The organism is Psychrobacter sp. Ps7 (assembly GCF_022129225.1).
GTDB classification, from domain to species: Bacteria; Pseudomonadota; Gammaproteobacteria; order Pseudomonadales; family Moraxellaceae; genus Psychrobacter; species Psychrobacter immobilis_A.
In genome coordinates this window covers 1-23,958 of the sequence record NZ_JADQAH010000048.1, presented here as the reverse complement: position 1 = coordinate 23,958, position 23,958 = coordinate 1, and the positions used below count along the sequence as shown (strand labels likewise).

General features: G+C 39.3%; 20 protein-coding genes, 1 tRNA gene and 1 pseudogene. 14 read left to right on the top strand and 8 right to left on the bottom strand.

Annotation, left to right across the window (positions count from 1 at the left end; all coding sequences use genetic code 11):
- Positions 1-100 precede the first annotated feature (100 nt).
- The 3 genes from I3257_RS12795 to hisB all read right to left on the bottom strand — a co-directional run bounded on the left by I3257_RS12795 (position 101) and on the right by hisB (position 1,986).
- A complete protein-coding gene (locus tag I3257_RS12795) occupies positions 101-493 on the bottom strand; it encodes a hypothetical protein (protein WP_238049989.1) in 393 nt (130 codons plus the stop codon).
- A gap of 183 nt (positions 494-676) precedes the next feature.
- On the bottom strand, positions 677-1,321 hold the full coding sequence (gene hisH, locus I3257_RS12790; protein WP_238049988.1) for an imidazole glycerol phosphate synthase subunit HisH: 645 nt from the start codon (positions 1,319-1,321) through the stop codon (positions 677-679).
- Positions 1,321-1,986 carry an imidazoleglycerol-phosphate dehydratase HisB gene (gene hisB / locus I3257_RS12785; RefSeq protein ID WP_238049987.1) on the bottom strand — a complete coding sequence of 222 codons (666 nt, stop codon included), beginning with the start codon at positions 1,984-1,986 and terminating at the stop codon, positions 1,321-1,323. The genes hisH and hisB overlap by 1 nt, the downstream gene beginning before the upstream one ends.
- A 574-nt stretch (positions 1,987-2,560) precedes the next feature.
- On the opposite strand from hisB, the gene I3257_RS12780 reads away from it, so the two are divergent.
- Positions 2,561-2,983: a hypothetical protein gene (locus I3257_RS12780; RefSeq protein WP_238049986.1), complete on the top strand. Its 423-nt coding sequence runs from the start codon at positions 2,561-2,563 to the stop codon at positions 2,981-2,983.
- Positions 2,984-3,095: 112 nt separating this feature from the next.
- A tRNA-Phe gene (locus I3257_RS12775) sits at positions 3,096-3,171 on the top strand.
- A gap of 87 nt (positions 3,172-3,258) precedes the next feature.
- Here the strand turns inward: I3257_RS12775 and I3257_RS12770 are convergent.
- A complete protein-coding gene (locus I3257_RS12770) occupies positions 3,259-3,627 on the bottom strand; it encodes a hypothetical protein (protein WP_238049985.1) in 369 nt (122 codons plus the stop codon).
- A 182-nt stretch (positions 3,628-3,809) separates the two neighbouring features.
- On the opposite strand from I3257_RS12770, the gene I3257_RS12765 reads away from it, so the two are divergent.
- On the top strand, positions 3,810-4,310 hold the full coding sequence (locus tag I3257_RS12765) for a DUF4385 domain-containing protein (protein WP_045447616.1): 501 nt from the start codon (positions 3,810-3,812) through the stop codon (positions 4,308-4,310).
- A 164-nt stretch (positions 4,311-4,474) separates the two neighbouring features.
- A complete protein-coding gene (locus I3257_RS12760; RefSeq protein ID WP_238049984.1) occupies positions 4,475-5,176 on the top strand; it encodes a phosphoglycolate phosphatase in 702 nt (233 codons plus the stop codon).
- 45 nt (positions 5,177-5,221) lie between these two features.
- Here the strand turns inward: I3257_RS12760 and I3257_RS12755 are convergent.
- Positions 5,222-5,866, bottom strand: a pseudogene (locus tag I3257_RS12755) (ATP-binding protein); the annotation flags it as partial.
- Between the two features lie 141 nt (positions 5,867-6,007).
- Between I3257_RS12755 and I3257_RS12750 the strand changes: the two are divergent.
- The 9 genes from I3257_RS12750 to I3257_RS12710 all read left to right on the top strand — a co-directional run bounded on the left by I3257_RS12750 (position 6,008) and on the right by I3257_RS12710 (position 20,055).
- Positions 6,008-6,649: a TnsA endonuclease N-terminal domain-containing protein gene (locus I3257_RS12750; protein ID WP_238049983.1), complete on the top strand. Its 642-nt coding sequence runs from the start codon at positions 6,008-6,010 to the stop codon at positions 6,647-6,649.
- The gene (locus tag I3257_RS12745) at positions 6,639-8,618 is read left to right on the top strand and encodes a Mu transposase C-terminal domain-containing protein (RefSeq protein WP_238049982.1); all 1,980 of its coding nucleotides are present in this window, start codon (positions 6,639-6,641) and stop codon (positions 8,616-8,618) included. The genes I3257_RS12750 and I3257_RS12745 overlap by 11 nt, the downstream gene beginning before the upstream one ends.
- Positions 8,618-9,508, top strand: coding sequence for a TniB family NTP-binding protein (locus I3257_RS12740; RefSeq protein ID WP_238049981.1), 891 nt, complete (start codon positions 8,618-8,620; stop codon positions 9,506-9,508). The genes I3257_RS12745 and I3257_RS12740 overlap by 1 nt, the downstream gene beginning before the upstream one ends.
- The gene (locus I3257_RS12735) at positions 9,466-10,626 is read left to right on the top strand and encodes a TniQ family protein (RefSeq protein WP_238049980.1); all 1,161 of its coding nucleotides are present in this window, start codon (positions 9,466-9,468) and stop codon (positions 10,624-10,626) included. Before I3257_RS12740 ends, I3257_RS12735 begins: the two co-directional genes overlap by 43 nt.
- Positions 10,627-11,047: 421 nt before the next feature.
- Positions 11,048-12,028, top strand: coding sequence for a hypothetical protein (locus I3257_RS12730; protein WP_238049979.1), 981 nt, complete (start codon positions 11,048-11,050; stop codon positions 12,026-12,028).
- 90 nt (positions 12,029-12,118) lie between these two features.
- A complete protein-coding gene (locus I3257_RS12725) occupies positions 12,119-14,896 on the top strand; it encodes a DNA methyltransferase (RefSeq protein WP_238049978.1) in 2,778 nt (925 codons plus the stop codon).
- A gap of 46 nt (positions 14,897-14,942) precedes the next feature.
- Positions 14,943-17,144: a DEAD/DEAH box helicase family protein gene (locus I3257_RS12720; protein WP_238049977.1), complete on the top strand. Its 2,202-nt coding sequence runs from the start codon at positions 14,943-14,945 to the stop codon at positions 17,142-17,144.
- Complete coding sequence (locus I3257_RS12715; protein ID WP_238049976.1) at positions 17,137-18,465, top strand: GIY-YIG nuclease family protein; 1,329 nt, start codon at positions 17,137-17,139, stop codon at positions 18,463-18,465. Before I3257_RS12720 ends, I3257_RS12715 begins: the two co-directional genes overlap by 8 nt.
- Before the next feature lie 354 nt (positions 18,466-18,819).
- Positions 18,820-20,055, top strand: coding sequence for a HEPN domain-containing protein (locus I3257_RS12710; RefSeq protein WP_238049975.1), 1,236 nt, complete (start codon positions 18,820-18,822; stop codon positions 20,053-20,055).
- Positions 20,056-20,228: 173 nt separating this feature from the next.
- On the opposite strand, the gene I3257_RS12705 is transcribed toward I3257_RS12710, so the two are convergent.
- Genes I3257_RS12705 through I3257_RS12695 form a run of 3 tightly spaced genes read right to left on the bottom strand, consistent with a single transcriptional unit; the run spans position 20,229 to position 23,388 of the window.
- Positions 20,229-20,621 (bottom strand): hypothetical protein, encoded by a 393-nt coding sequence (locus I3257_RS12705; RefSeq protein ID WP_238049974.1) that lies wholly within the window; start codon positions 20,619-20,621, stop codon positions 20,229-20,231.
- A gap of 5 nt (positions 20,622-20,626) precedes the next feature.
- On the bottom strand, positions 20,627-22,354 hold the full coding sequence (locus I3257_RS12700; protein WP_238049973.1) for a hypothetical protein: 1,728 nt from the start codon (positions 22,352-22,354) through the stop codon (positions 20,627-20,629).
- Positions 22,351-23,388 carry a magnesium chelatase domain-containing protein gene (locus tag I3257_RS12695; protein ID WP_238049972.1) on the bottom strand — a complete coding sequence of 346 codons (1,038 nt, stop codon included), beginning with the start codon at positions 23,386-23,388 and terminating at the stop codon, positions 22,351-22,353. Before I3257_RS12695 ends, I3257_RS12700 begins: the two co-directional genes overlap by 4 nt.
- Positions 23,389-23,758: 370 nt before the next feature.
- On the opposite strand from I3257_RS12695, the gene I3257_RS12690 reads away from it, so the two are divergent.
- Positions 23,759-23,958 (top strand): hypothetical protein (locus I3257_RS12690; RefSeq protein WP_238049971.1); only part of this gene is annotated, 200 nt, incomplete at its 3' end.

Sequence of the window (23,958 nt, the reverse complement as noted above, 5' to 3'; positions counted from 1 at the left end):
GCCTACCATACGTAGTACTGAAACGAGTTTTTCTTGCTGCTCTAATTTTTGTGAATAGAACCATCATAAACTCGAATAGCAAAACAAAAAAACGGACTGATTAATAGTCCGTTTTTTTATGGCGCTTGGTCAATGATTTAGGCTTATTGATGGTCGCCTGAAAGAGTGTCGTCCACTTATTCAGCGCATAGAGCACGTAAGGCAGCAGGCACGTATTGATCAAATCGCGGAGGCTGGCGACCAGCTGTTCGTGGCTTAAGCCAGCCATGCCTGATGCTTCAATCGTATTTCGATTATCTAAATACTCGCCCAATAAGGCAATGCCCGTCACGACGACTAAAGCCATGAATGATCTGATGCTTTGGTTTTTAATGATAGGACGCAGCACAAGCAGACACAAAAGGTAGATGCCGACACCGACATAGATATGTAAGGCATCTTTGGCAAGTCCAGATACTTCAATAATATTGATTTTAAAAGCGGTAAAATCCACTAGAGTATTCCAAATATAAGCAAGTAGAAAACGACTGAGAGTATCACTAAACCATGATGGCTAAACTATAATAGCTAAAGAGTGGCAGCTACAAAGTGATGGCTGAGCATAAAAAAGGCAGATTATATAATGGATAATCTACCTTCTACTAAATTAAATATTCACTTCACGTTTATCGCCTACTTACACATTCCACTCGACGAAGTTCTTTAGCAGCTGCAAGCCTGCGGTATGGCTCTTTTCTGGATGGAACTGAGTCGCAAATAAATTATCTTGGATGACACTGGCACAAAACGGTTGACCATAGTCACATATCGCTGCCACTTGTGCGCTATCAGTAGGCTCGCAGTAATAGCTGTGTACAAAGTAAAAATGCGCGTTGTCCTCAATACCACTCCACAATGGGTGATCAAAGTCCATACCATTGATAGTATTCCAGCCCATATGCGGTACTTTGATGGTAGCGCCCTGCTGATCCTTCCACGTCGGGTCAAATGCTTCTACAGTGCCGTTTAAGATACCCAAGCAGTCTGTACCACCATTTTCAGCGGACTGCTCAAACAATGCCTGCATGCCCACACAGATGGCCATAACAGGCTTATTAAACACCGCATGGCGTATGACGTCATCAATCCCTGCTTCATGCATGCCAGCGATACAGTCACGCATCGCACCAACACCGGGGAAGACGATCTTGTCTGCTGCCGCGACGACTTTAGGATCATTGGTAATAGAAACATCCGCCCCAACTACCGATAGTGCTTTGCTAGCAGAGTGCAAATTACCCATGCCATAATCTAGTAGCGCTACTTTGGTTACTTTAGCCATTAAAACGCCTCTTTAGTCGATGGCAGAGTATTGAGTGCACGCTCATCATATTCGCACGCCATACGTAGCGCACGAGCAAACGCTTTAAAGGTAGACTCGATTTGGTGATGGCTGTTTTTGCCTTTTAAATTGTCTAAATGCACCGTCATCCAAGAATGGTTCACAAAACCATAAAAGAATTCACTAAACAGGTCAACATCGAAATTACCGACATGCGAACGGGTAAAGGGAATGTCCATGTGTAAACCCGGACGCCCTGATAGATCGACGACAGCGCGGGTCAATGATTCATCGAGCGGCGCATAAAAATGCCCATAACGACGAATGCCTTTTTTGTCACCCAATGCTTTGTTAAATGCTTGTCCAAGGGTAATACCAGTATCCTCAACGCTATGATGGTCATCGATAAAGGTATCACCGTTGCATTTAATTTCTAAGTCAAACAAACCGTGACGCTTGATTTGGTCAATCATATGATCCAAAAACGGCACGCCAGTATCTACAACCCCTTGACCCGTACCATCAAGATTGACGGTACAAGTCACTTGGGTCTCAGCAGTAATGCGCTCAACGGTCGCAATACGTTCAGGGCGACCGTGTAGATTTAGGTTTTTCGGTACATTTTGCTCAGGTGTATCAGCAGTCGTCGTTGCATTGGCTGTCATGGCTACTCTCTATCAGTTTTTTATCAGTGAAAAGCGGTCAATAAATTAGGCGAAACATGCCCAAATAATTTACTAGTGTCTGGATCAGCGCTAGCAAAAAATGTATTAGAAAATGATATATACAAAAGATATCAAGGTATTAGGGCGTGTCCTCATTTTAAAAATGGCGATAAAAATGAGATAAATTGCAGTCAAACAAGGAAAATAGCGCAGATAATATCGAGATATTAGTCAGCTATTTGACGCCGTTTGGCAAGATTTAGCCATTTTTAACCCATTTAGATAACTATCGATTGAATTGAGGACACGCCCTAGGGTTTGTACGTACTAAATATCATCTAGCCTCATCATAGCAAACCCTAACATTTACTGCCACGACCAAGCGGTAAACCACGCACAAAATTACCGCATTCTGCTAAAATAGTGTGTTCAGTATTATTAATCATGACTTGCACTGACTTTTAGATATCATATTCTACAGCCCACTTTCTATGACTTTTTGCCGTGTTATAACTTTGTGCTGTGTCATACTGCTACTTTATACGATAGAAACTCTCTGTTTATAGGAACTGCTATGCCTTTAGAAGCGATCGCCATTAATAGCTTGGATGCACCACTTATCAAAAAACCTGCGCGCGACAATGAGCTAGCAGAGCGCTTGCAGGCATTATATGATAGCGATGATGCGCAGCCTGATGGTATCGAGGTATTAAATATCGTTGAGCAGGGTTTTAAGCGCGGGCAATATCTATATGTCGGTATGTTTAATGACAAGCCTATCGCTGCAGTTGCCTGTTTTGATGATGGGCAAACCGACGCCAAGCGTCTGCAATATTTAACGGTACATCAGCAAAATCGCGGTCGCGCTATCGATGCTAAGTTTATTAAACTGGTTTATGATGCCGAGGTAAAAAAAGGCGTACGTGAGTTTGTCCCTGTTGATGCGGATATCCATCGTATTATGAGCGAGTATGATTTACTGCGTGTTAAAGACTAAATCGAGAGCAAAAACTGTTAATTTTGCCAATATTTGATTATTTATCTTCTATTATGCAAAAACTACTTGACAGCAACGCCTATATTTAGTTTAATAGCGCCTCAACGAAGACGGCTCGATAGCTCAGTCGGTAGAGCAACGGATTGAAAATCCGTGTGTCGGCAGTTCGAACCTGCCTCGAGCCACCATTCGTTTAAGAATTCTAAAAAGCCCCGAACAGCAATGTTCGGGGCTTTTTTTATGCTTATATCCCGTTCTGAAATAAGTCTAAAAGCTTATGACAAACGTCTTCTTAATAACACCTCGCAACGTTCACGCGAGTCTAAATCATAAACCGTCGCGCGGTAATCGATACCATGACGCCCTTCAAAAAATATCACTCTATCGCCCACTGCTAAAAAGCAAGACGTGCGCGCATCATAAATGAAACCATCAATCACGAACGCCAAATCACGATCTATCTCGCGTACCGTGTAAGTTTCTCCTTGCGGAATCAACTGCTCAAACCATGCGCTATGGGCAGCATTGGTGCTTAACACGCTGATGAGCAGCAGCACCGATATCACAAATATACTTTTTAACGACATCGTAAAAGTCGAGCCAGCTAGATTGATTCTATTGAGGATGTTTTTATTAACTGTCATAACTTTAACCTACTCAGACCTGCTCAATGATTGATTCTATTCGCTACGCTTCTCATGCTAAACGCTTACTGTCACGGTTGCATAACATTTTTGTGCTGTTTTTTAGACAGCGGCGCTCAGTATACTCGATAGTATTGATAATGATAAATTTGACAGATGACGAATACCAATAGGGAAAAGCGATGAGAGCGTTCGATTACGATTTGGATTATAAAAACCTAGATTTGCGCGCGCAGCCCGAGCTATATCGGGTCGGTCGCGGCGAGCAAGGCGTATTATTGGTAGAGCCGTATAAGTCTGAAATCCTGCCACACTGGCGCTTTGCGACCCCTGATATTGCGCTTGAGAGCAGCGAGACAATTTATCAGATGTTTTTAGATTATCTGGCGGCCGATGACTTTGTCGGTGCAGATATGGCGCGCAAATTTATTCAAATGGGCTATACCCGCGCCCGTCGTTACGCCAATCACAAAGGCGGCAAAAAATATAAAGGGCCAGTGCCCGATGATAAAAAAGGTCAAAGCGGCGCACATGGTCGTGAAGAATTGCCACGACAAATCGAAGATCCAGTCAAAGCAGAGTCAGCGCGCATATTTAAACAAAAGTGGGACGAGTGTCGTGAGAACGAAGATTATTTAAGAATGAAAAAGGAACATCGCGAACGTTATAAAGAGGTTGAATAAGCATAAAACATATCACTAAAACATTACCCTTAGTCTGAAAAGATAGAAATATCTATAATGGCAGGCTGTTAAATAATTGAATTCATGATTTGCTGTGCTAAGGTAATGAGGGCTTGGAGCTAATACTCCAAAAAGTATAAAATTGATAGCGTGGGCAAATAATAATGACTGTAGATATTAAGCAACTTTTGATTTTTGATTTTGATGGCACGCTCATTGATAGTGTGCCTGACTTGGCCGATGCAACCAATGCCATGCTGACCACGATTGGTAAAGACACCTACCCTATCGAGACCATACGAAACTGGATAGGTAATGGCTCAAGATTGCTGGTAGAGCGCGCACTAGCAGGTAAGGTAGACGTGTTAGAAGGCGAGTTGACGGTCGAGGAAGCCAATCACGCAGAGCATCTGTTTTTTGAGGCTTACAAAAACCTCAGTGGTAGCAAAACCGTTGCTTACCCAGATGTCGATAGCGGATTAAAAAAGCTAAAAGCGGCGGGATTTATGCTGGCGTTAGTGACCAATAAACCGATTCGTTTTGTACCGAAAATATTGCAATCCTTTGGCTGGCAGGACTTATTCAGTGAAGTATTAGGCGGTGATAGTTTACCCGTCAAAAAACCAGATCCTGCTCCCCTAATACATGTCTGTGAAGCGCTGAATGTCACTCCAGAAAAAACTGTGATGATTGGCGATTCTAGAAACGATATCTTAGCCGGACAAAATGCTAATATGGATACTTTCGGGCTGTCTTATGGTTATAATTATGGACAAGATATCCGTGAGCTAAACCCTACCGAAGCCTTTGATGACTTTGCGGCATTAGTAGAATATATTTTCAAAAATTATAAGATAGACAGCTAAAATTTGAACATTAGAATGATTCATTTAAGCCATTCTTTGAAATTATTATTTGCTCCGATAACTCAGCGCCTCAGACACATGGGCGCTATTAATATCGATACTGTCAGCCAAATCAGCAATGGTACGCGCCACTCGCAATACTCGATGATAACCGCGTGCCGATAGATTTAGGCGCTGCTGAGCGAGCTGTAATAGTTGCTGTTCACCCTCTCCGAGTTGGATATATTTATCAATCTCGCTAGGGCTAAGCTCATTATTGACCTTTTGTTGCCGCTGCATCTGACGTTTATGTGCGGCAATGACTCGAACTCGCACTTGTTCGGAGGTTTCGCCAGCTTGAGCATTTTGCAAGTCGGCAATTGGCAGCGCAGGTACAGTGATATGCAAATCAATGCGATCAAGCAGTGGACCTGATAGTTTATCTTGGTAACGTTTAATCTGTTCAGGTCGGCAGCGACAACGCCCTGAGGTATCGCCATCATAGCCGCATGGACATGGATTCATGGCAGCGACCAATTGGAAATTTGCCGGAAAAGTCATCTGCGAGTTGGCACGGCTAATAGTGATTTGCTTGGCTTCTAACGGCTGACGCAATACCTCAAGCACACTCCGATCAAACTCTGGCAATTCGTCAAGGAATAATACGCCTTTATTGGCAAGGGTAATTTCACCCGGTTTTGGTCGTGAGCCACTGTCAGTTTTCACAATTAATGTCATAAAATTAACGCATCTATAGGCTTTTCGTGCCATAATTATCACAATAGATGTCAGTAAATTGTCTAAATAGCTGTCATATTCTTATATTTTTTCTAAATAGCTGTCATATTATTTATGAAACAAGTCAGAAAAATAAAGCCGACTCGTAGAAGCATATCAGGCCATGTTGCATTCAAAGGTGACTCGATTGCGTTTGAATCTTCATTAGAGCGTGACTTTATCATTTATCATTCTTTTAGAGATGATGTGATTGATATAGTCCCGCAACCTATCGCTATACCCTTTGTTAAAAATGGTAGAAGCTATGAATACACGCCTGATTTCTTTGTTCAGATGAAACCTGATACCAGCAAGTCTCTTATAGTTGAAGTTAAGCCAAAAACAGAATGGCAAACAAACTGGCGAGACTGGTCAGACAAATGGAAGGCAACTATCAAATTTTGCAGAGAGCGTGAGTTTAGGTTTGTCATTTATGATGAAGATAGAATCCATCATTTAGCCTTAGAGAATATTAATTTTCTAATGCGCTATAAGAATACTACCGTTGTGCCAGAAGAGGTTAAAGCGGTACTGCAAGACATTGAATTAAGGGGTAATACGACAGTTGAGTACGTATTAGAACGTTACTTTAAATCGCATTTTTATCGTAACCAAGGCAAACATCTTTTGTGGTACTTGATGGCAAATAAAATGATCGGATTTAATATTTGGAGCGATATCCGAAGCGAGAAACTGGAGATATGGCATGAGTATTAACAACGATGACTATGAATTGGTTAATGAGAATCTTGGCGTACAAGTCGATCATCACTATGACAATATTGAACGAAATTATATTCAAATGTCGCTTGGCGGAGTGTATAGAAGGAAGTCTAATAGCGAAGAATATCAATTGATGGAGTATCTTGAGGATATAAACCAAGCTGTGTTCAAAAACCTATCCAACTTAAGAAATGAAGTACTAAGCGTTCATGATTTTGGAAATATCACTGATAAAAACGATGTTTCAATACAGGTAGATTTGAATGATATTAGTGATAAAGACTGGCAGAAAGCACAGAAGAAATATTTAGCTATTAAGCCATTGATAGGTGGTGCTTATGACGAATACACGGGTGAACGCGGTTATGAGAGACGTGCTGACGAAACAAAGGTATCTGCAAGGACTTTAAAACGATGGGTTAAGTCTTACCAGTCAACAAACTCTGTAGCATCGTTACTTGACAAAAAACGTGGCTGGAAAAGCGGAAAAAACAGAATACCTAAAGACTTAGAAAAACTTATCGATGATGTCATAAATGAGCATTATCTATGTAAGCAACGCCCATCAGTTGAGGCCACAATTCGTGAGGTTTATAAGCGCTGTTATAGACTAGGCTGTGTTAAGCCTAGTGAGAGCACAGTACGAAGGCGAATCAACAGTATTAGCGAGCGCGACTTCCTGCGGGGCCGTGGATATCGTGAGAAAGCCAAAGACAAATTCACACCAAAAGCAGGGTTCTTCCCTAACGCAGAATACCCGCTTAGCGTTATTCAAATCGATCACACCCCAGTAGACATTATCTTAGTTGATGATAAATACAGGAAGCCTATTGGAAGGCCATTTCTTACTGTGGCTACTGATGTTTATAGTCGAATGATTACGGGGTATTACATATCACTCGATGCACCATCAGTGACTTCGGTAGGTATGTGCATTTCAAGAAGTATTTTACCAAAGACAGACCTATTGTTAGAGTTTGGGTTAGGTGATGCTACCTGGGATGTATTTGGTATGCCAAGAAAAATCCATGTCGATAATGGATCGGATTTTAGGGCTGTGAGCTTACAGAAATCTTGTGCTTTTCACGGCATAGATATTGAGTTTAGGCCTGTAGCCCGTCCTGAGTTTGGCGGTCATGTTGAGCGCTTAATTGGCACTCTAATGAAAACAATACATGAGCTTCCGGGTACTACTTTCTCAAATATTAAGCAAAAAGATAATTATGATTCTGAAAAGAATGCCGCTCTAACACTCGACGAGTTTGAAACGTGGTTTTTAACTTATATCACTAAGATTTACCATCAGTCAGTTCATCGCTCTATTGGCAAAACACCAACAGCGCAATGGCAACTTGGAATATTTGGTGACAACTTTAATGAAGGCATTGGCATACCTGCTCTACCTTCTAGTCATAAAACATTGTTACTTGATTTTATGCCAGGTATTGAACGTACCGTACAGCGTAATGGAGTAAATATCGGAGGTTTAAACTATTACGATCCTAGCTTAAACAATTTTATTAATCAGACCGATAAAACCACTAAGAAAAAGCGGAAATTCATTTTTCGGCAAGACCCAAGAGATATTAGTATCATTTGGTTTTATGACCCTATTTTGAAGACTTACTTTGATATACCTTTAGCAAATCAAGCACTCCCAGCTATGAGCTTATGGGAATATAGACAAATCTACAAACAGGTAAAACAGCAGTCTGGAACAGTTAGCGAAGCGCTAATTTATCAAGCATGGGAAGACATGCAAGCCTTAGTGGAGTCATCAGAGGAAAGCACTTTGACGCTTCGTAGGCAGGGGCAACGCCGAAAATTCCACGTTAAATCGCAAGAGATACATCAGCCTGTAAAAGACGATATTAATAGCAGACAAACTACGGTAACTGTTGATGCTAAATATTCAGAAAATGATGATAGTGATGATTTAGACTTCTTTGAGGACATCAGGTGATGACAAGCACAGATTACGGCCATGTTCATGAAAAATTCAGACCTATTGTTTTGTTGCCAGACAATGAACGGATTGAGTTTATTGATTCTCCAAGATGGATTGGCTACAGCCGAGCGAATGAGGTCTTAGATGTCATGCAAGGCTTAATGAATAAAGTAAAGCAGCACCGAATGCCCAACCTCTTGCTAATTGGCGACTCCAATAATGGTAAAACAACTATTATTCAAGACTTCGCCAAAAGGTTTGGCCAGAGCTACGCTGATGAAGACCTAATCGTACCTGTTTGCTTGATACAAGCCCCGCCATCGGCGAATGAAAAAGACTTATACATTAGCTTAATTGATTATTTTGCACTGCCATATAAATCGAGTGATTCAGCAGGTGTGTTACGTGCTCAGGTCGTTCATATACTACGCGAAACTCATGTAAAGATACTAATTATTGATGAAGCTCACTCAATGCTGACGGGAACAGCCAGACAACAGCGATTAATAATGAATGCTATTAAGTACCTTTGCAACGCTCTGCAGTTACCTATTGTGCTTAGTGGAACGAAAGATGCGGTGAGGATTCTACACACGGACCCGCAGCACATTAGTCGATTTGATGTGGCTGAACTGCCTCTATGGCAAAACGATAGGGATTTCAAAAAACTTGTGGGAAGCTTTGAGCGAATATTACCATTAAAGAAAGCGTCAAACTTAACTGAAACTGCAATATTGAACTTAATTTACAGTATTAGTGGCGGCAATATTGGCAATGTAAAAAGATTGATAAATGAATGTGCTATTGAGGCGATTAAATCGGGTGACGAACAGATCACAAAGAAAATGATTGAGGATAAGTCATGGCTAAGACCGACAAGAGGGTTGCGCAAAATTATCGGATAAAACCATTAACAATCGCGACTCCTTTCTATAAAGGCGAGAGCATAACGTCATGGCTGGTAAGAGCGGCACTTAACCAGGGTTGTGACCCTCAAACATTGGCTTACTATTTTTGGCCAAGTCGTCGTGTCTGGACTTGTGATGTTGACAAAGGCTTCAAGCATATAGACTCGCATATCCATGCAGATATGGCTGTATTAGCAAGAACTGTTATAGATGATTTTGATAATCAAAACTTAATGAGCCTCTCACAACCATTAAGTGACCATATAAGTAGTAGGACTCCTGTGCCTTGGACACAACCTTTATCCAAAAGAAATCGCTACTCAAGAATTGGCTATCCTTACTGCCCTAACTGTATGGAAGACGGCAAGAGTGCTTACTTGAAGCTACAGTGGCGTTTTACATGGTCGGTTTGCTGCACCCAGCATAAAAAGCTTTTACAGACGGAATGCCCTCACTGTGATCACCCTTATCAACCACAGCTAATCAATGCCGAGCAGAGATTTATAAACCATTGTCATTTTTGTCGCAGTAAGCTTGGCAAGGCAGGTCACAACTCAATACCAACAGTAGAAAATTACCAGTTCCAACTGAAGATAGATAAGGTTTTTCACGACAAGCAAGGTACTGTTCTAGGTGAAACAGTCAGCATGAATGATTGGTTTGACTACCTAATATTCTTAATCAATATAGTAAGAATAGCGCTGAGAAATCCTAATTATATGTTTGCAAAATTGCTTTTGGATTTTGGTATTGATGTCAGCAGTTTATCACTACCTAAAACCGCCTTAAGATTTGATTACCTTCCTATAGAAGAAAGGGCATTATTACTTAGATGTGCTTTCTATCTCTTTGAGATAACTTGTGAGGATTGGTTGAAGGGCTGTAAAGAGTTAGACGTTACTCAGAATAGCTTTCAATGGTCAAGGCATACTGTAATACCCCAGGCATTCCATCAAGTCTACAACCAGCTGCCCAAGACTCCAACACGCAAATATCTGGCACAATCAGAGGAGGTGCAGCCTGCTTCTCCAGAAGCAGTCACAGCTTCTTGGAATAGATTAAAACGTAAAATAACTATGCTGAAATATTATGACAATCACCTCAAAAAAGACTAAAACCAGGTGCGATCAATGTGCCAATAAAAGCGTTAAAATCCAAAGGCGCTACAAGGGTGAAACGTACTGTGCCAACTGTTATCGAATATGGTTTATCAAAAAACCATGTAGCAAGTGCGGAGAGTTGGGTCGCTTACATAAGAAAGAAAGTTTTGCAGTTTGTGCTAACTGCCGCATGAGTGAGCCTTGTATTCGTTGTGATGGTGATGCGTTTAAAGATGGCGCTAATACTGAATATGGACGAGTATGCCAAATATGCTATCAGAGTTACTTTAAGGTCAAAAAAACGTGCTTTGAGTGCGGTCAATTAAAAAGAAATATCAGTAGATACTCAAAAATTTCGCATGATCAGCCTATATGTATAAGTTGTTATGGGCGACACGTTATGGAGATTTGCGCGCTGTGTCATAAGTATAGGGAGTTGATCGATACCGAGCAGGGTAGGATTTGCAAAAAATGCGATGAGTTTGGTGAAGTATCTTGCACCAGTTGCAATAAGTTGATGCCAGCGGGAATGGGAAAGCAATGTCAAGATTGCTACTGGCTAAAGAGACTGTTACACGAAGCTGAGTTGAACGATTACCTACTAAAATCTAATGAAACGAAAAAAGCCTATTCTGATTTTGTTGAATGGTTGGCAGACTGTAAAGGCAGCATGGTAGCCGCCCTAAAACATAATAAGTTTATCTACTTTTTTATTCGTTGCGATGAGATTTGGCACAAGATACCTAGTTATGAATCATTGGTGCAAGAGTTCAAACCAAATGGCTTACGTGAACATTTAACTGTGTTGCGATGGTTAATTCTAACTGAGCAAATCACTATTGACTCCACTACAAAAGCGCAAGTTGCCGAGCAAGAGCGTATCGTTAACCTACTGGAAAAATTTGATAATAAAACACCTCGATGCATCGAGGAGTACCATAAGTATTTAGATCAAAAATTACTTGAGGGCAAAACCTCTTTAAAGTCCGTCAGATTAGCTTTGCAACCTGCCGTAGACCTTTGTATAGAATATGAGGTTAAAGGCTTAAATACGCCAACTCAAGAGCATATAGATGGGTATCTACTATTGAAGCAAGGGCAGTACAGTTCTCTATATGGTTTCGTAACTTTCTTAAATAAGAGTTATGAGCTGGTTATGGTCTGCAACAAACCAAGTAAAGAAGATGTATGGAAACTTAAAAGCAAAGAGATTGAGCAAGAGATAATGAGGCTTTATAACAAGGATAAACCTTTATCACCGAAAGATAGATTGATATGGCTACAACTAGCTATGGCTTACTTTCATCAGGTGAATGTTACATTAAGCACTTTGAAAGCACTGACTGTTCAACAACGCAATGAAGAGATGTATATGATAGTTTTTAACGAAAAAGAGTATTGGCTGCCAAAAATCTAATAAAGCTGATAAGGTATTTTTTGATATAGATTTCTCTACCTTCTACAAAAATTTAACCACAACATAAACCTTTAAAATATTGAGAGCGTCATGGCCTTTAATCAAACACAGTTTTTTGAGAACCTAGAGAAATTAACCACCAAAGTAATCGATAAGAATAAAAAAGACGACTTCATATACGATTTTCTTAGCCTCTTAGATGTCTCAAAATCGACCATTACCTCTCTAAAAAAGAGTGACGGACGTTACAACATAGCTGCAAATCCTGAGCTTGGTGAGGTAGCGAATAAGCATCGTATATACTTCAAGCCTGCAAGCCCCGATCAAGACCTCTCTAAAGTATTAAATGAGTTGAAAGACAGTCATATTATCACGCAACACAAAATACGCATGATTATGGTGACAGACTTTAATACCGTTCTAGTCAATGACACCAAATTCGATGAAACGCTTGATTGCGAATTTGCAGACCTTTATAAAAACTACCATTTCTTGCTACCACTTGCAGGGTTAGAACGCGCCCGCGAGTATTCTGAGCATCCTGCGGATGTGCAAGCTTCTGAAAAAATGGGGCGTTTGTTTGACCATATCCGTAAGTACAATGAGTTTGATAATGCTGACGATATACATGCACTAAATATATTCTTAACTCGTCTTTTATTTTGCTTTTATGCCGAAGATACGGGTATATTCAAGCCCAATCAGTTCCACGATGTTATTGATGGCACTACCAAGATAGACGGTAGTGACGTTCATAGCGTACTGTTTGACTTATTTGATGTTCTCGACCTTCCTATGTCTAGTGCTGAGCGCGACAATCAGCCCACTCACCTTGCTGCTTTTCCTTATGTAAACGGTAGTTTGTTCAAGTATCAGTTTGCTATCCCTGAGTTTAATGCGCGTACACGTCGTATTTTATTAGAGTGCGCTCGTTTAAATTGGGCTGAAATTAACCCTGACATCTTTGGATCGATGTTCCAAGCGGTAATTGATCCTGAGCAACGAGGCAGCTTAGGACAACACTACACTAGCGTTAGCAACATCATGAAAGTAATACAACCTCTATTTTTAGACGAGCTACGCGAAGAATTAGATACGGTAATGGCACTAAGCAATGACAATCGCCATAAAAATAACAAAGCAGAACGTTTGGATGCTTTACTTGACCGTATTAGTAAAATCAGAACGTTTGACCCAAGTTGTGGATCTGGGAATTTTTTAATCATCACCTACAAAGAGCTACGCAAGCTAGAAATCGATATTTTAAAAGCAAAACGTGATTTACTTAAAGGCTCTAAGGATAACCTACTAGGCTTAAGCTTTGATAGTGTTGTTATCCTAGATAATCTATATGGTATTGAGTATGACGACTTTGCTAGTCAAATCGCTCGTTTGTCATTATGGTTAGCTGAGCATCAAATGAATGTGCTATTTGAGCAGGAGTTAGGCGCTTCACCACCTATGCTGCCCTTAAAGGATAGTGGTCATATTATTCATGGTAACAGTCTGCGTATCGATTGGAATGATGTCTGTCCTAACAATGGTACGGATGAGATTTACATTATTGGTAATCCTCCCTTTGGAGGTACAACAAATAGAACCAACGAGCAAGCTGAGGATATGAAAGTTGTTTTTGGCAAAAAAACATTGAAATATTTAGATTATGTTTCAGCTTGGTTTTGGAAGGGTTCGCAATACATTAGTAAGTCAAATTCACAGCTCGCATTGGTTTCGACTAACTCCATAGCTCAAGGCGAACAGGTAGCAACTCTATTTCCTGATATTTTTGGATTAGGTGTTCATATTCACTTTGCCTATCAGACCTTTCCGTGGTCTAACAATGCTAAACATAATGCGGGTGTACATGTCATTATCATAGGCCTTTCTGCACAAGAAAGTAAGAATAAAACAATATATAAGATTCTTAATAAGTCATGGCATAGTGAGATAGTGGAAAATATTAGCCCATATCTTGTATCTGGAAGTAATATTACTGTAAAACCTCTGAGCAAACCAATACAGCCTAGAACTAAAATGATATTTGGCAATAAACCTACTGATGGTGGTTATTTATACCTAAGTGAAAGTGAAAAAAATGAATTTGAACTGAATGAACCATATTCAAAGCAGTATATTAGACAAATCCTAGGGGCTAAGGAGTTTTTGCATAGTCAGAAAAGGTGGTGCTTATGGTTTGAAGGCGCTGATTTAGAAAGCTTGGTTAAACACCCCTTAATTAAAGAAAGATTAGATGGGGTGAGAGAATTAAGAGAAAATAGCGATGCACAATCAACTAGGGATTATGCTACACATCCACACTTATTTAGGCAAATAGCACAACCCAATTCAGGAAACTATATTTTAGTACCTATTCATTCGTCAGAAAATAGAGCTTATGTACCTATAGGTTTTTTAAACCACGATATAATTTGTACGAACGCAAACCAAATGATACCTAACGGTACACTATATGACTTTGGGCTTTTGACATCAATTGCTCATAATGATTGGATGCGGTTACTTGCTGGTCGCCTAAAGAGTGATTATCGCTATTCGGGCACTATTGTTTACAACACCTTCCCTTTTCCTAAAGCAACTGATGAACAGAAGAAGTATATTGAGAGTCTTGCCGAAGAAGTTATATTGGCAAGAGCTGATAATCATGGTAAGACTCTCGCCGAATTATACGACCCTGAAAAAATGCCAAAAGACTTAAAAACAGCTCATGAGAATCTTGATGATGCGGTTGATAGGCTGTATAAAGCACAAGGCTTTAACACTACAGAAGAAAGATTAGCACATCTTCTTTCACTCTATGAAAAGCTTGTTAAGTCTGAGAATATAAGTAAGTCTAAAGAGAAAAACTAACTAAGAAACAACCTCATGCACCCTATACTTTAGAGCGAATAACTATATGTCCAAGCCCTTAAATATTTTAAGCCAAACATACGCACAAACAGGTCAAAGTAAGCAAAATAACACTATGGGCATGAGGGAAATGCAAGCACGCGCATTTGAGAAGCGTAATAGCCAATACCTACTTATTAAGTCGCCACCTGCGTCAGGTAAATCGCGGGCAATGATGTTTTTGGCCTTAGATAAGCTTCAAAATCAAGGCATTAAAAAAGTGATTATTACTGTGCCTGAAATGAGCATTGGTAAATCCTTTAAGCTAACCCGACTCAGCGATTATGGTTTTTTTGCGGATTGGGATGTGGCTGATAGATATAATCTATGCCTAATTCTTGCTCAAAGTGATGATCGTAAAACAGCCATTTTCTCTGAGTTTATGAATCAAGATAAAGAGGACAATGGCTTGCCTCAAATTCTAATTTGTACTCATCATAGCTTTAGGTATGGCTTTGACGCAATCATAAAAGAAGGTGGCGGTGTTGAGATTTTCAATAATACGCTTATCGGTATAGATGAATTTCATCATGTCTCAGCAGGCGAATCAAATCGCCTTGGTATGATATTAGATAGTATTATGACCCATACTACCGCTCATATCATCGCTATGACAGGATCATACTTTAGGGGTGATGCTGTTCCTATCTTGTCCGACAAAGACGAAGGTAGGTTTGAAAAAGTTACCTATACCTATTACGAACAGCTTAATGGTTACGAGCACCTAAAATCACTAGGTTTAGGTTATCACTTTTATAAAAAGTCTTTTTTCGGTGCTTTGGCTGAATGCTTAGATACTACCAAAAAAACGATTATTCACATCCCCAATGTAAATAGTCAAACCGCAGAAACAGATAAATACGAGACAGTTGGTAGGATTATTGACGTTATCGGTGAGGTTGAGGGGCGCGACGAAGAAACAGGTGTCACCACAATTAGGACACATGACGGCAGGCAGTTGTTATTAGCCGACCTAGTGACTGATGATGATACAAGGGTTAGAACACAATCTTACCTAGCTACAGTAACAGAACGTGATCAAATGGATATTATTATCGCTCTTGGTATGGCAAAAGAGGGTTTTGATTGGGAGTATTGCGAGCACGTATTAACTATTGGTTATCGCGGCTCTCTTACTGAGGTAGTGCAGATCATTGGTCGTGCTACAAGAGATAGTAAAGGTAAAAGCCACGCCCAATTTACCAACCTTATCGCAGAACCCGAAGCTGATAAGTTAAAAGTAGAGGATTCTGTAAACGACTTATTGAAAGCTATAACATTGTCGCTACTTATGGAGCAAGTGCTTAAGCCCAAAATTAACTTTAGGCGTCGTAGTGAGTTAGATTTATTAGGTAAGGGTGATTTAGAGCAAGGCACAGTAGTTATTGATGATTCTGAAAACGCGCCTTCTGATAGGGTGATGGATATTCTAAACAAGGACAGGGATGAAATATTAGCTAGCCTTTGTCAAAACCCTAAAAACATCAAAAAATATATGGCGGCAGAAAACAATAACATCGAAGCACAAGCTGTTTCAGACACCGTTATCCCAAGCATTATTAGAAGTAAATACCCCACCCTAGAGCCTGATGAAGTGCGTCAGATTCAAGAAGGAATCATGCGGCACTTAGCTCTAAACAGCCAAGGTGGTATCGTGAACGGCACAAACCTCCCTAAAGATGCGGTTGTAGAAAATGAGCGTTGTTTTATCAAGCAAGGTAACGACTATTTAGATATCAACACCTTAAGTGAAAAGCGTAGAGAGCAGTTGAGCGATGCTGATGTTATCAAAGAACGCGACTTGCCTGTGGGCGCAAAGATATACAACCCTAAAACTAAATCAAGCAACATTAACGAAAGCAATCCTAGCAATAGCTTTGTGAAAGTTGGAAGCAAGTTTATTAACGTCAACAACCTTCCAATTGATTTAGTGATGTCCGTTAATCCGTTTCACGACGCTTATGAGGTGCTTTCTAAAACAGTTGATAAAGATGTGTTAATGACCATCAATAACGCTGTTAACGCTAATCGCTCTAGTGTGACTGATGCGGAGGTTCTACTAATGTGGCCGAAAGTGCGTAATTTTATTAAAACTAAAGGACGTGATCCTAGCTTAAGTTCATCTGATGATATAGAGAAACGTATGGCAGAGATTATGGCCTACGCTAGAACTCAGAAAGCTAAAGAAAGCGTGGTGAGCAATGATTAAACTTGATGATATATATGAAAGCCGTGAGTACAAGTCATTAAGCGATATTTTTGACAATGATGATTTAGGTATATTCGATAACGTCAAACCTAATGCTAACAACAAGGCTAGCAATAGTATTTTAGAGCAACAATTCTCTGATATTAATTCTTTTATAGATAGTCATGGACGCTTACCCGCTAAGGACGCTGACACACTTAGCGAGAAGGTGTTATCAAGGCAGTTAAACTCTATAAGATCTGATAGCTCAGTATTTAAGCAGCTAGATCATTTGGATAAGTATGGGTTATTGATTGATAAAGAAATTGAACCTGTATCGCCTATAGAGGCTGTCAGATCAGCTAAGCAGCATGAGAATACAAGCAGTGCAACTCAACACGTACATAACCAAGAAACAGCTTCTAAGGAACAATCAACTACATATAATAGCCTACAAGACATTTTTAACAGTGACGACTTAGGTATATTTGATAATGTACAAACAGGTATTGTAGTCAGCGATAACCAATACAAAGAACGATCTAAACAAGACCAATATGACGACGAAGATATAGCGAGCCGTTTTGAGTGCAGAGATTTTTATAGGTTTGAACCAATATTTACCAGGATTCACAAAGCCATAGAATCGGGCGAATTTACTAAGACAAATTTTTCTTCTACGAAAAACATCACTGTCGGCAGTGTTTTCGTTCTAAACGGTTTTGTTTGTTATGTTGCTGATATTTATAAAGCTGAGGCTAGAAAAAATTCTCGTAGCCAAGAGCGTTTACGCCTAATATTTTCCAATGGCACTGAATCGAATATGCTCACGCACTCTTTAGCAACTGCTCAATACAAATACGAAAATAGTTATCAACTTCAAATTACTGACCCTGAGTGGGTGAGCGACGATCTAGCTAAGAACTTTGGTGATGATCGTCAGCCCACTGGTGTTATTTATATCGCTCAACTTATTGAAACGCCTGACAACCTAGAACACTACGAAAACCTTTATAAAATAGGATTCTCAAAACTTACGGGTGACGCTCGTACCAAACGCTCAATGAAAGATACTGCTTTTTTACAACAACCTGTAAATATCATAGCTGAATGGCAAATTTGCGATGCCGACCCTCGTAAAGTAGAAAGTGTACTACATGCCTTTTTTTATGAGCAGAGGGTAAAAATGTCATCAAAAGGTTCTGGTGATAAGTTTTATAAAGCAACGGAATGGTTTGATATACCTCTCTCAGAGATAGACAAGGCTATTAATATCGTTATATTAGGTGATATACAAAAGTATCGGATGGATGCATCAACTAGCAGGATCATAATGAAATAAACGGCTAATAGGCTACAGTAGCAGCCTATCAACTTCAAAAGAAAAATTAATTAGAAAATATTACCCTTCGTAAACACTCGTTCTTATTCAAAGGGGACGCTTAGTTATTTTACATAATACTTTATTCTAATAATGTCTCTTATACAATAAGACTAATTTCTAGTGAGGAGTTGAATGTTTAGCTGTAGGTTAATGATATCAACGTTTTAACTCGCTGGAATATTAATAGTGTGCTTGCTATGTATGTTCTATTTGTGCACAGTCTACCATATAGGAATCGAACGTATTCTAATAACGTGAATTATAGGAATTTTAGAAGATTTAAATAACTTAGCTAAGATGGAATATCTGAATATGTACCACGAAAAACTCATAGAAAATCTTATTTTAAAAATTTCTGAGTGCAAAGAAAAAATTCATACTATTAGCGACAGTGAACCTGAAAAACTAAAGCAAGCATATGATGATCATAATTATTACTTTAGATACTCTATGTTAGGTATGCACTATCACTTTTTACCAGAAGCTTTAGAAAAATGGGAAAATCTAGTTCAACAAATATCAAATAAAGTTTTTGGGAATCAGTTTTCTTTAACCTATATTAATAAAGGGCTTAGAAAGTATTTTCATGAAAATTATGAGAATTATGATTCTGAAAACCTAAGTAGTTTTTTATCTGAACTAAAAGAAAACGCTTCCGATCTTCTGTTTTATATTCCTTTATATGGAGTAAGGTTAAGTAAACAGGAACTAAGTATTGGAAATTTTTCATTAAAGACTGTTGAAGCAGTTAAAGATGAAATCTCTGCCCTAGCACCTCACTTACGGCTAGACATAATGCTAGATAGAACTATAGAGCCAAATCAAGTATTGTTGATAAATAACTATCAAACAGATAGCGAGAAAGCATTAGATATCACTTTAACCCAAACTAACAGGTTTATTGATATATTAAATTGGAAATTTTCACAACTTATACAGCCTGCCGATGACATGAAATACCTTGTTTCATTGCAGAAACCTAGACATGATAATCTAAATTATTTTTCCTTGAGCAATAAAAAAAGTATTACTACCAATTTTAAAAGCCTCTTCTCTACATATTCATTAGATTTAAATATAGACATAATAGAGGGGCACATTTGTAATAATGAAGTATCGTGGTTAGTTGAATTAATAACACAAGAAAAAATTAATGATTATTACGATGCAATTCTAAAATCCATTCATTGGTTTTCACAATTTTGGATTGAACAGCAAAGTGATAATAAACTACTTTATTTAGCCATATCTTTAGAAGCATTACTTTCAGAAGCATTTGCTACAAGCTCATTTGTCTCAGATCGAGTAGCTTTCATTTTAGGTAAGGATAAGGTAAGTCGTTTAAAATTAAGAGATTTATCTAAGAAACTTTATGACTTAAGAAGTGATATTGCTCATGGAAATAATATAAACATTGTACAAGATCAAGACTTACATGAACTAGAGATCATTACTAGAAAAGTTATTCAGTATGCGCTGAACAATAGAGACACATTTGACTCGCTTAAAGAGTTTAAAAAATCAATAGACGAGAAAAAATATCAATAGATAAATAGCTTTGCTAACTGTAATGACAAAGACTCAAGATTTTGTAACACAGCTCTAACGACGAAAATTAAGTAAGGAATAGCAACTCTATAACCAAAGATACGCTATTCTTAACAAGCTAATTTAATCGCCAGAAAGCCTGTTTGAATATTTATTTAGGAAGTCTTACTAATTTATAAGCTTCGTTCTTGTTCATCACATATTTTTAGGCCTATCTGAATAGCCTGATTTAGACCTGCATTTTCTTTAATACTGTATGGTACATCAGGAGTCATATTAGCCTCTTCCAATGATTCTGAGGCCGCTTTATTTAACGGGGTCGGTATATACTTCTCGTCTGTATAGCCTTTTGGCGCAAAAAACACTTCACGACCAAACTTTGGGTGAATCCCACAAGAAATTTCACCAAAAGGGACGGTAAATGGGTAAGGCGTATCGTATTTAGTATTCCATTCACTTTTGCTAATATCGATATAACCTGATCCATAACTATCATCATGATCTTCTATGATATAAGAGCAAGCCGATACAGATAATAGAGCTATAATCATAGTTAAAGAACGCATAAAAATTATTCCTTAGCGCTAGGATTGTTGAGCTTTTCAAGAGCGGTTCTAACCCAATTACTACTCTCAGAACCTGTGTGATTAAACTTAACTATTGAGCCATAAAGCCTCTCCAGTTCATCTTGATCCAAGAGTCTGCCGTTATTAGTAAACAACTGCTCTAGTACGTCGTTAACTCCATAACTCATAAAATAATCATCATTATTTACTTTGATACAAATACCACTAGTATTTATCCACGTTGTCATACTGCAATCAAAAACATAATAAACATTGCGGTTAACTACTAATTTCAATACATATATCGCTGTAACGTACGTGGCTCCATGATATTGATTTAATTGCTCTACACTCTCTCCATACAATCGACCATTGCTATAACAGTCAATAACCATGTGGTTGTACCGCGGATATTCAGTATCAGCCCTCAAAGACTGGGCGTACCCCAGAAGCTTTTTAAATAAGGGATTTTTATAAGCTACTACACCTGAACTTATAAAAATCTTTAACATACCAACGGTATTATTAGTGCCAGACTTCTCACCTATCGCGTAGGTTGAGGGCACAGGTTCTGTTAAAGGAATAACCTGCCCACTTTGTCTTTGAATAAATTGCTGAATAGTAATATTTTCAGCCCTGACTAATTCACGAATCTCACCTATAGTATAGATATGTTGTAGTACAACAGCAGTAGTACTATTACCCGCATTACTTTCAGCTTCTATAACTAATTTATTGGCATCAATTTTGTTAAATAAAGCTCTATAAGAGCGTTTGGCTGATTCAGAATAGCTTAAATCACCTTGTTTCTTTTCGTACTCATTGAATGCATAAGAAATCGCATCACCTCTAGGCATGGACATACCTGTTATCTCTGTGCAGAGCATGACGCCATCTTCTATATTAATACCTTTAAAGCCTATCTCTATTTGCTGTTCGTGATAAGGAACTACTTTTAAAGGCGCAGAGGGAAGCCTAGACTTTCTTGACAGGTCGTAATTATTCTGACTCTTGATAAAAGCATCTAAAACTCTTTTATTCAGTTGCTTGGTTACAGTTTTAGTGTGCTTATCATGCTTAAGATGATGCAAAAATACTGCATCAGCGATAACGCATTTATCGGGAATGATTACAGTATTAGATATTTCGGGGTTAGGATGATTAAGATTTAAACTCTCTTCAATATCTACCCACAAATCAGTTAGCAAAACACGATTAACTTCTTTTGAGATCCCGTAATGGGCCATATAGAAAAGTAGAGGGTGGATAATTACCTTGTAAGAGCCTTGGTTTATTACCAATAATGTATTCGTATCAGATTCCAAACCGACAACGGGGTAGTTATTAAGAGCGAATTCGTACGTTCCACCTTCTTTGCTGATGCCAAAATGGTTAGAGTAAGTAAGGTTATCCGATTTTTCATTAATCACAGTAAGCGCATCGTCAAAATCGAATTTTTGATGTGTTACTCCGTTTACCCAAATAGACCCTATTGTTAACCTATGGGCTAACTCAATAGGTATCCGGACTTCAACTGTATAACCGTTGCTAAGATTAAGGAACTTCACTTCAATTAGCTTAACTGCATTCTGTCTATTGGAGCCTCTGAATATTCGACCAAACCAAATTACGACGTATTCGTAGTTATTGAAGAACTTATCGGTATATTTATGGATATCGATTTTATTAAGGTTGTCGATGCGCTCAAAACCATTGAAAAAATCTGGAGTCATAGCATTTCTCCATAGGTACAAAATAAGACTCTAGCAGATAAATTATGTACTATATGACATCTATTATGAAAATATGACAAGTATTGTGAAAACTGACAGCCACCACCTACCAAAGCCACGGCTGATATAGTGTGATGAACCTGCCTAAATGGCCTTGTCCCATAATCGTAATCACTGTCTGCCACCGAATAAGTACTGGCAACTTCTAATGCATCTTCATCACTTAAATCCGGCAATATGGTCGGCAGCCGTGACGCCATTAACGTCTTGCCTGAGCCGGGTGGCCCTGTAAATAACAGCGAATGACCACCAGCAGCGGCAATCTCTAGCGCGCGCCGTGCATGATGCTGTCCTTTAACATCGGCCAAATCCACTTGATAGCCAACATGCTGCTGCGCTGGACTGGGTTGTACAACGTCCAAAGATTCATAGGCTGCGCTTGGGTTCGCTAACGACTGTAAGTGGTCACAAACTGTCTTTAAGCTTTGCGCGGCTAGTATCGTCACGCCATCCACACGGCTGGCCTCAGCACCATTATCAATCGGTACGATAAGCTGCGGTGTTTGTGGTTTTTGCCGTGGCTCGATCAGCTCCTGTTCAGTGATATTTGCCACCTGCAATACTTTGGACGCCAGCGCCTCAGCTTTGATCGCTCGTGCCACCGCTAAGCTGCCTGTCACTTGCCGTAAATTCCCATTGAGCGCTAACTCACCGATAAACTCAAACCCTGATAATACTTCTGGATCCAATTGATCACTGGCTGCCAAGATTCCGATGGCAATCGGTAAATCAAGACGTGCACCATCTTTAGGCAAATCAGCGGGGGCTAAATTGATAGTAAGACGACGATTAGGAAATTGAAAGCCAGAGTTCAGAATCGCAGAGCGTACACGGTCTTTACTCTCACGTACCGCCGCCTCCGGCAAACCGACGATGGTCAATGCTGGCAACCCTTGTGACAGATGCACTTCAATAATGACCTTGGGCGCATGCAGTCCGACGACTGAACGAGTATAGACTTGGGCAAACGACATCAGCATTTTCCTAATATAGGGAATAATTGATAATAGAGCATTATGTATCAGTGCGCAAATGTTGTGTTTCCTTGTCTCATTTTATTTACTAGCATAGTTATCAACAGTTGTTATATGATAAACGGATGCTCTTTCGCTCAGTCTTATTCGGCTATGCTGCCCCAAAGATTATCCAAAGGTTCTCACACCTGTTAACCATGTTATTAATGTATTGGGTAATTTTAATCGTGCTACAAAGTATTAAAGATTAGCAAGAGTATTGACAATAAAAGGATTTTATTGATCATATAAAGTTTGCTGGCGGCTTTTTGCTGCAGATTTATATAACACCTACTTTATATAATACCCACTACCATGGACGGATAAACTTATGAGCATAAAGATGCATAATCGGCGTGTGCCCACACTCACGCTACTGACAGTAGCAGTATCCTTAGGACTGTTCGGCTGCTCAGACAGCGACAATAGTTTCAATGACGATGATGTCATACCACCTTCCACTAATTATGAAGCCAATATTCAGCGCACTGAGTTCGGTATACCGCACATCACCGCAAAGGATTACAAAGG

What these genes read in the sequence shown, in the direction of transcription:
- hisH (WP_238049988.1), bottom strand. Translation starts at nt 1,321, where the DNA reads ATGGCTAAAGTAACCAAAGTAGCGCTACTAGATTATGGCATGGGTAAT.
- hisB (WP_238049987.1), bottom strand. Translation starts at nt 1,986, where the DNA reads ATGACAGCCAATGCAACGACGACTGCTGATACACCTGAGCAAAATGTA.
- I3257_RS12780 (WP_238049986.1), top strand. Translation starts at nt 2,561, where the DNA reads ATGCCTTTAGAAGCGATCGCCATTAATAGCTTGGATGCACCACTTATC.
- I3257_RS12770 (WP_238049985.1), bottom strand. Translation starts at nt 3,627, where the DNA reads ATGACAGTTAATAAAAACATCCTCAATAGAATCAATCTAGCTGGCTCG.
- I3257_RS12765 (WP_045447616.1), top strand. Translation starts at nt 3,810, where the DNA reads ATGAGAGCGTTCGATTACGATTTGGATTATAAAAACCTAGATTTGCGC.
- I3257_RS12760 (WP_238049984.1), top strand. Translation starts at nt 4,475, where the DNA reads ATGACTGTAGATATTAAGCAACTTTTGATTTTTGATTTTGATGGCACG.
- I3257_RS12750 (WP_238049983.1), top strand. Translation starts at nt 6,008, where the DNA reads ATGAAACAAGTCAGAAAAATAAAGCCGACTCGTAGAAGCATATCAGGC.
- I3257_RS12745 (WP_238049982.1), top strand. Translation starts at nt 6,639, where the DNA reads ATGAGTATTAACAACGATGACTATGAATTGGTTAATGAGAATCTTGGC.
- I3257_RS12740 (WP_238049981.1), top strand. Translation starts at nt 8,618, where the DNA reads ATGACAAGCACAGATTACGGCCATGTTCATGAAAAATTCAGACCTATT.
- I3257_RS12735 (WP_238049980.1), top strand. Translation starts at nt 9,466, where the DNA reads ATGGCTAAGACCGACAAGAGGGTTGCGCAAAATTATCGGATAAAACCA.
- I3257_RS12725 (WP_238049978.1), top strand. Translation starts at nt 12,119, where the DNA reads ATGGCCTTTAATCAAACACAGTTTTTTGAGAACCTAGAGAAATTAACC.
- I3257_RS12720 (WP_238049977.1), top strand. Translation starts at nt 14,943, where the DNA reads ATGTCCAAGCCCTTAAATATTTTAAGCCAAACATACGCACAAACAGGT.
- I3257_RS12715 (WP_238049976.1), top strand. Translation starts at nt 17,137, where the DNA reads ATGATTAAACTTGATGATATATATGAAAGCCGTGAGTACAAGTCATTA.
- I3257_RS12710 (WP_238049975.1), top strand. Translation starts at nt 18,820, where the DNA reads ATGTACCACGAAAAACTCATAGAAAATCTTATTTTAAAAATTTCTGAG.
- I3257_RS12705 (WP_238049974.1), bottom strand. Translation starts at nt 20,621, where the DNA reads ATGCGTTCTTTAACTATGATTATAGCTCTATTATCTGTATCGGCTTGC.
- I3257_RS12700 (WP_238049973.1), bottom strand. Translation starts at nt 22,354, where the DNA reads ATGACTCCAGATTTTTTCAATGGTTTTGAGCGCATCGACAACCTTAAT.
- I3257_RS12695 (WP_238049972.1), bottom strand. Translation starts at nt 23,388, where the DNA reads ATGTCGTTTGCCCAAGTCTATACTCGTTCAGTCGTCGGACTGCATGCG.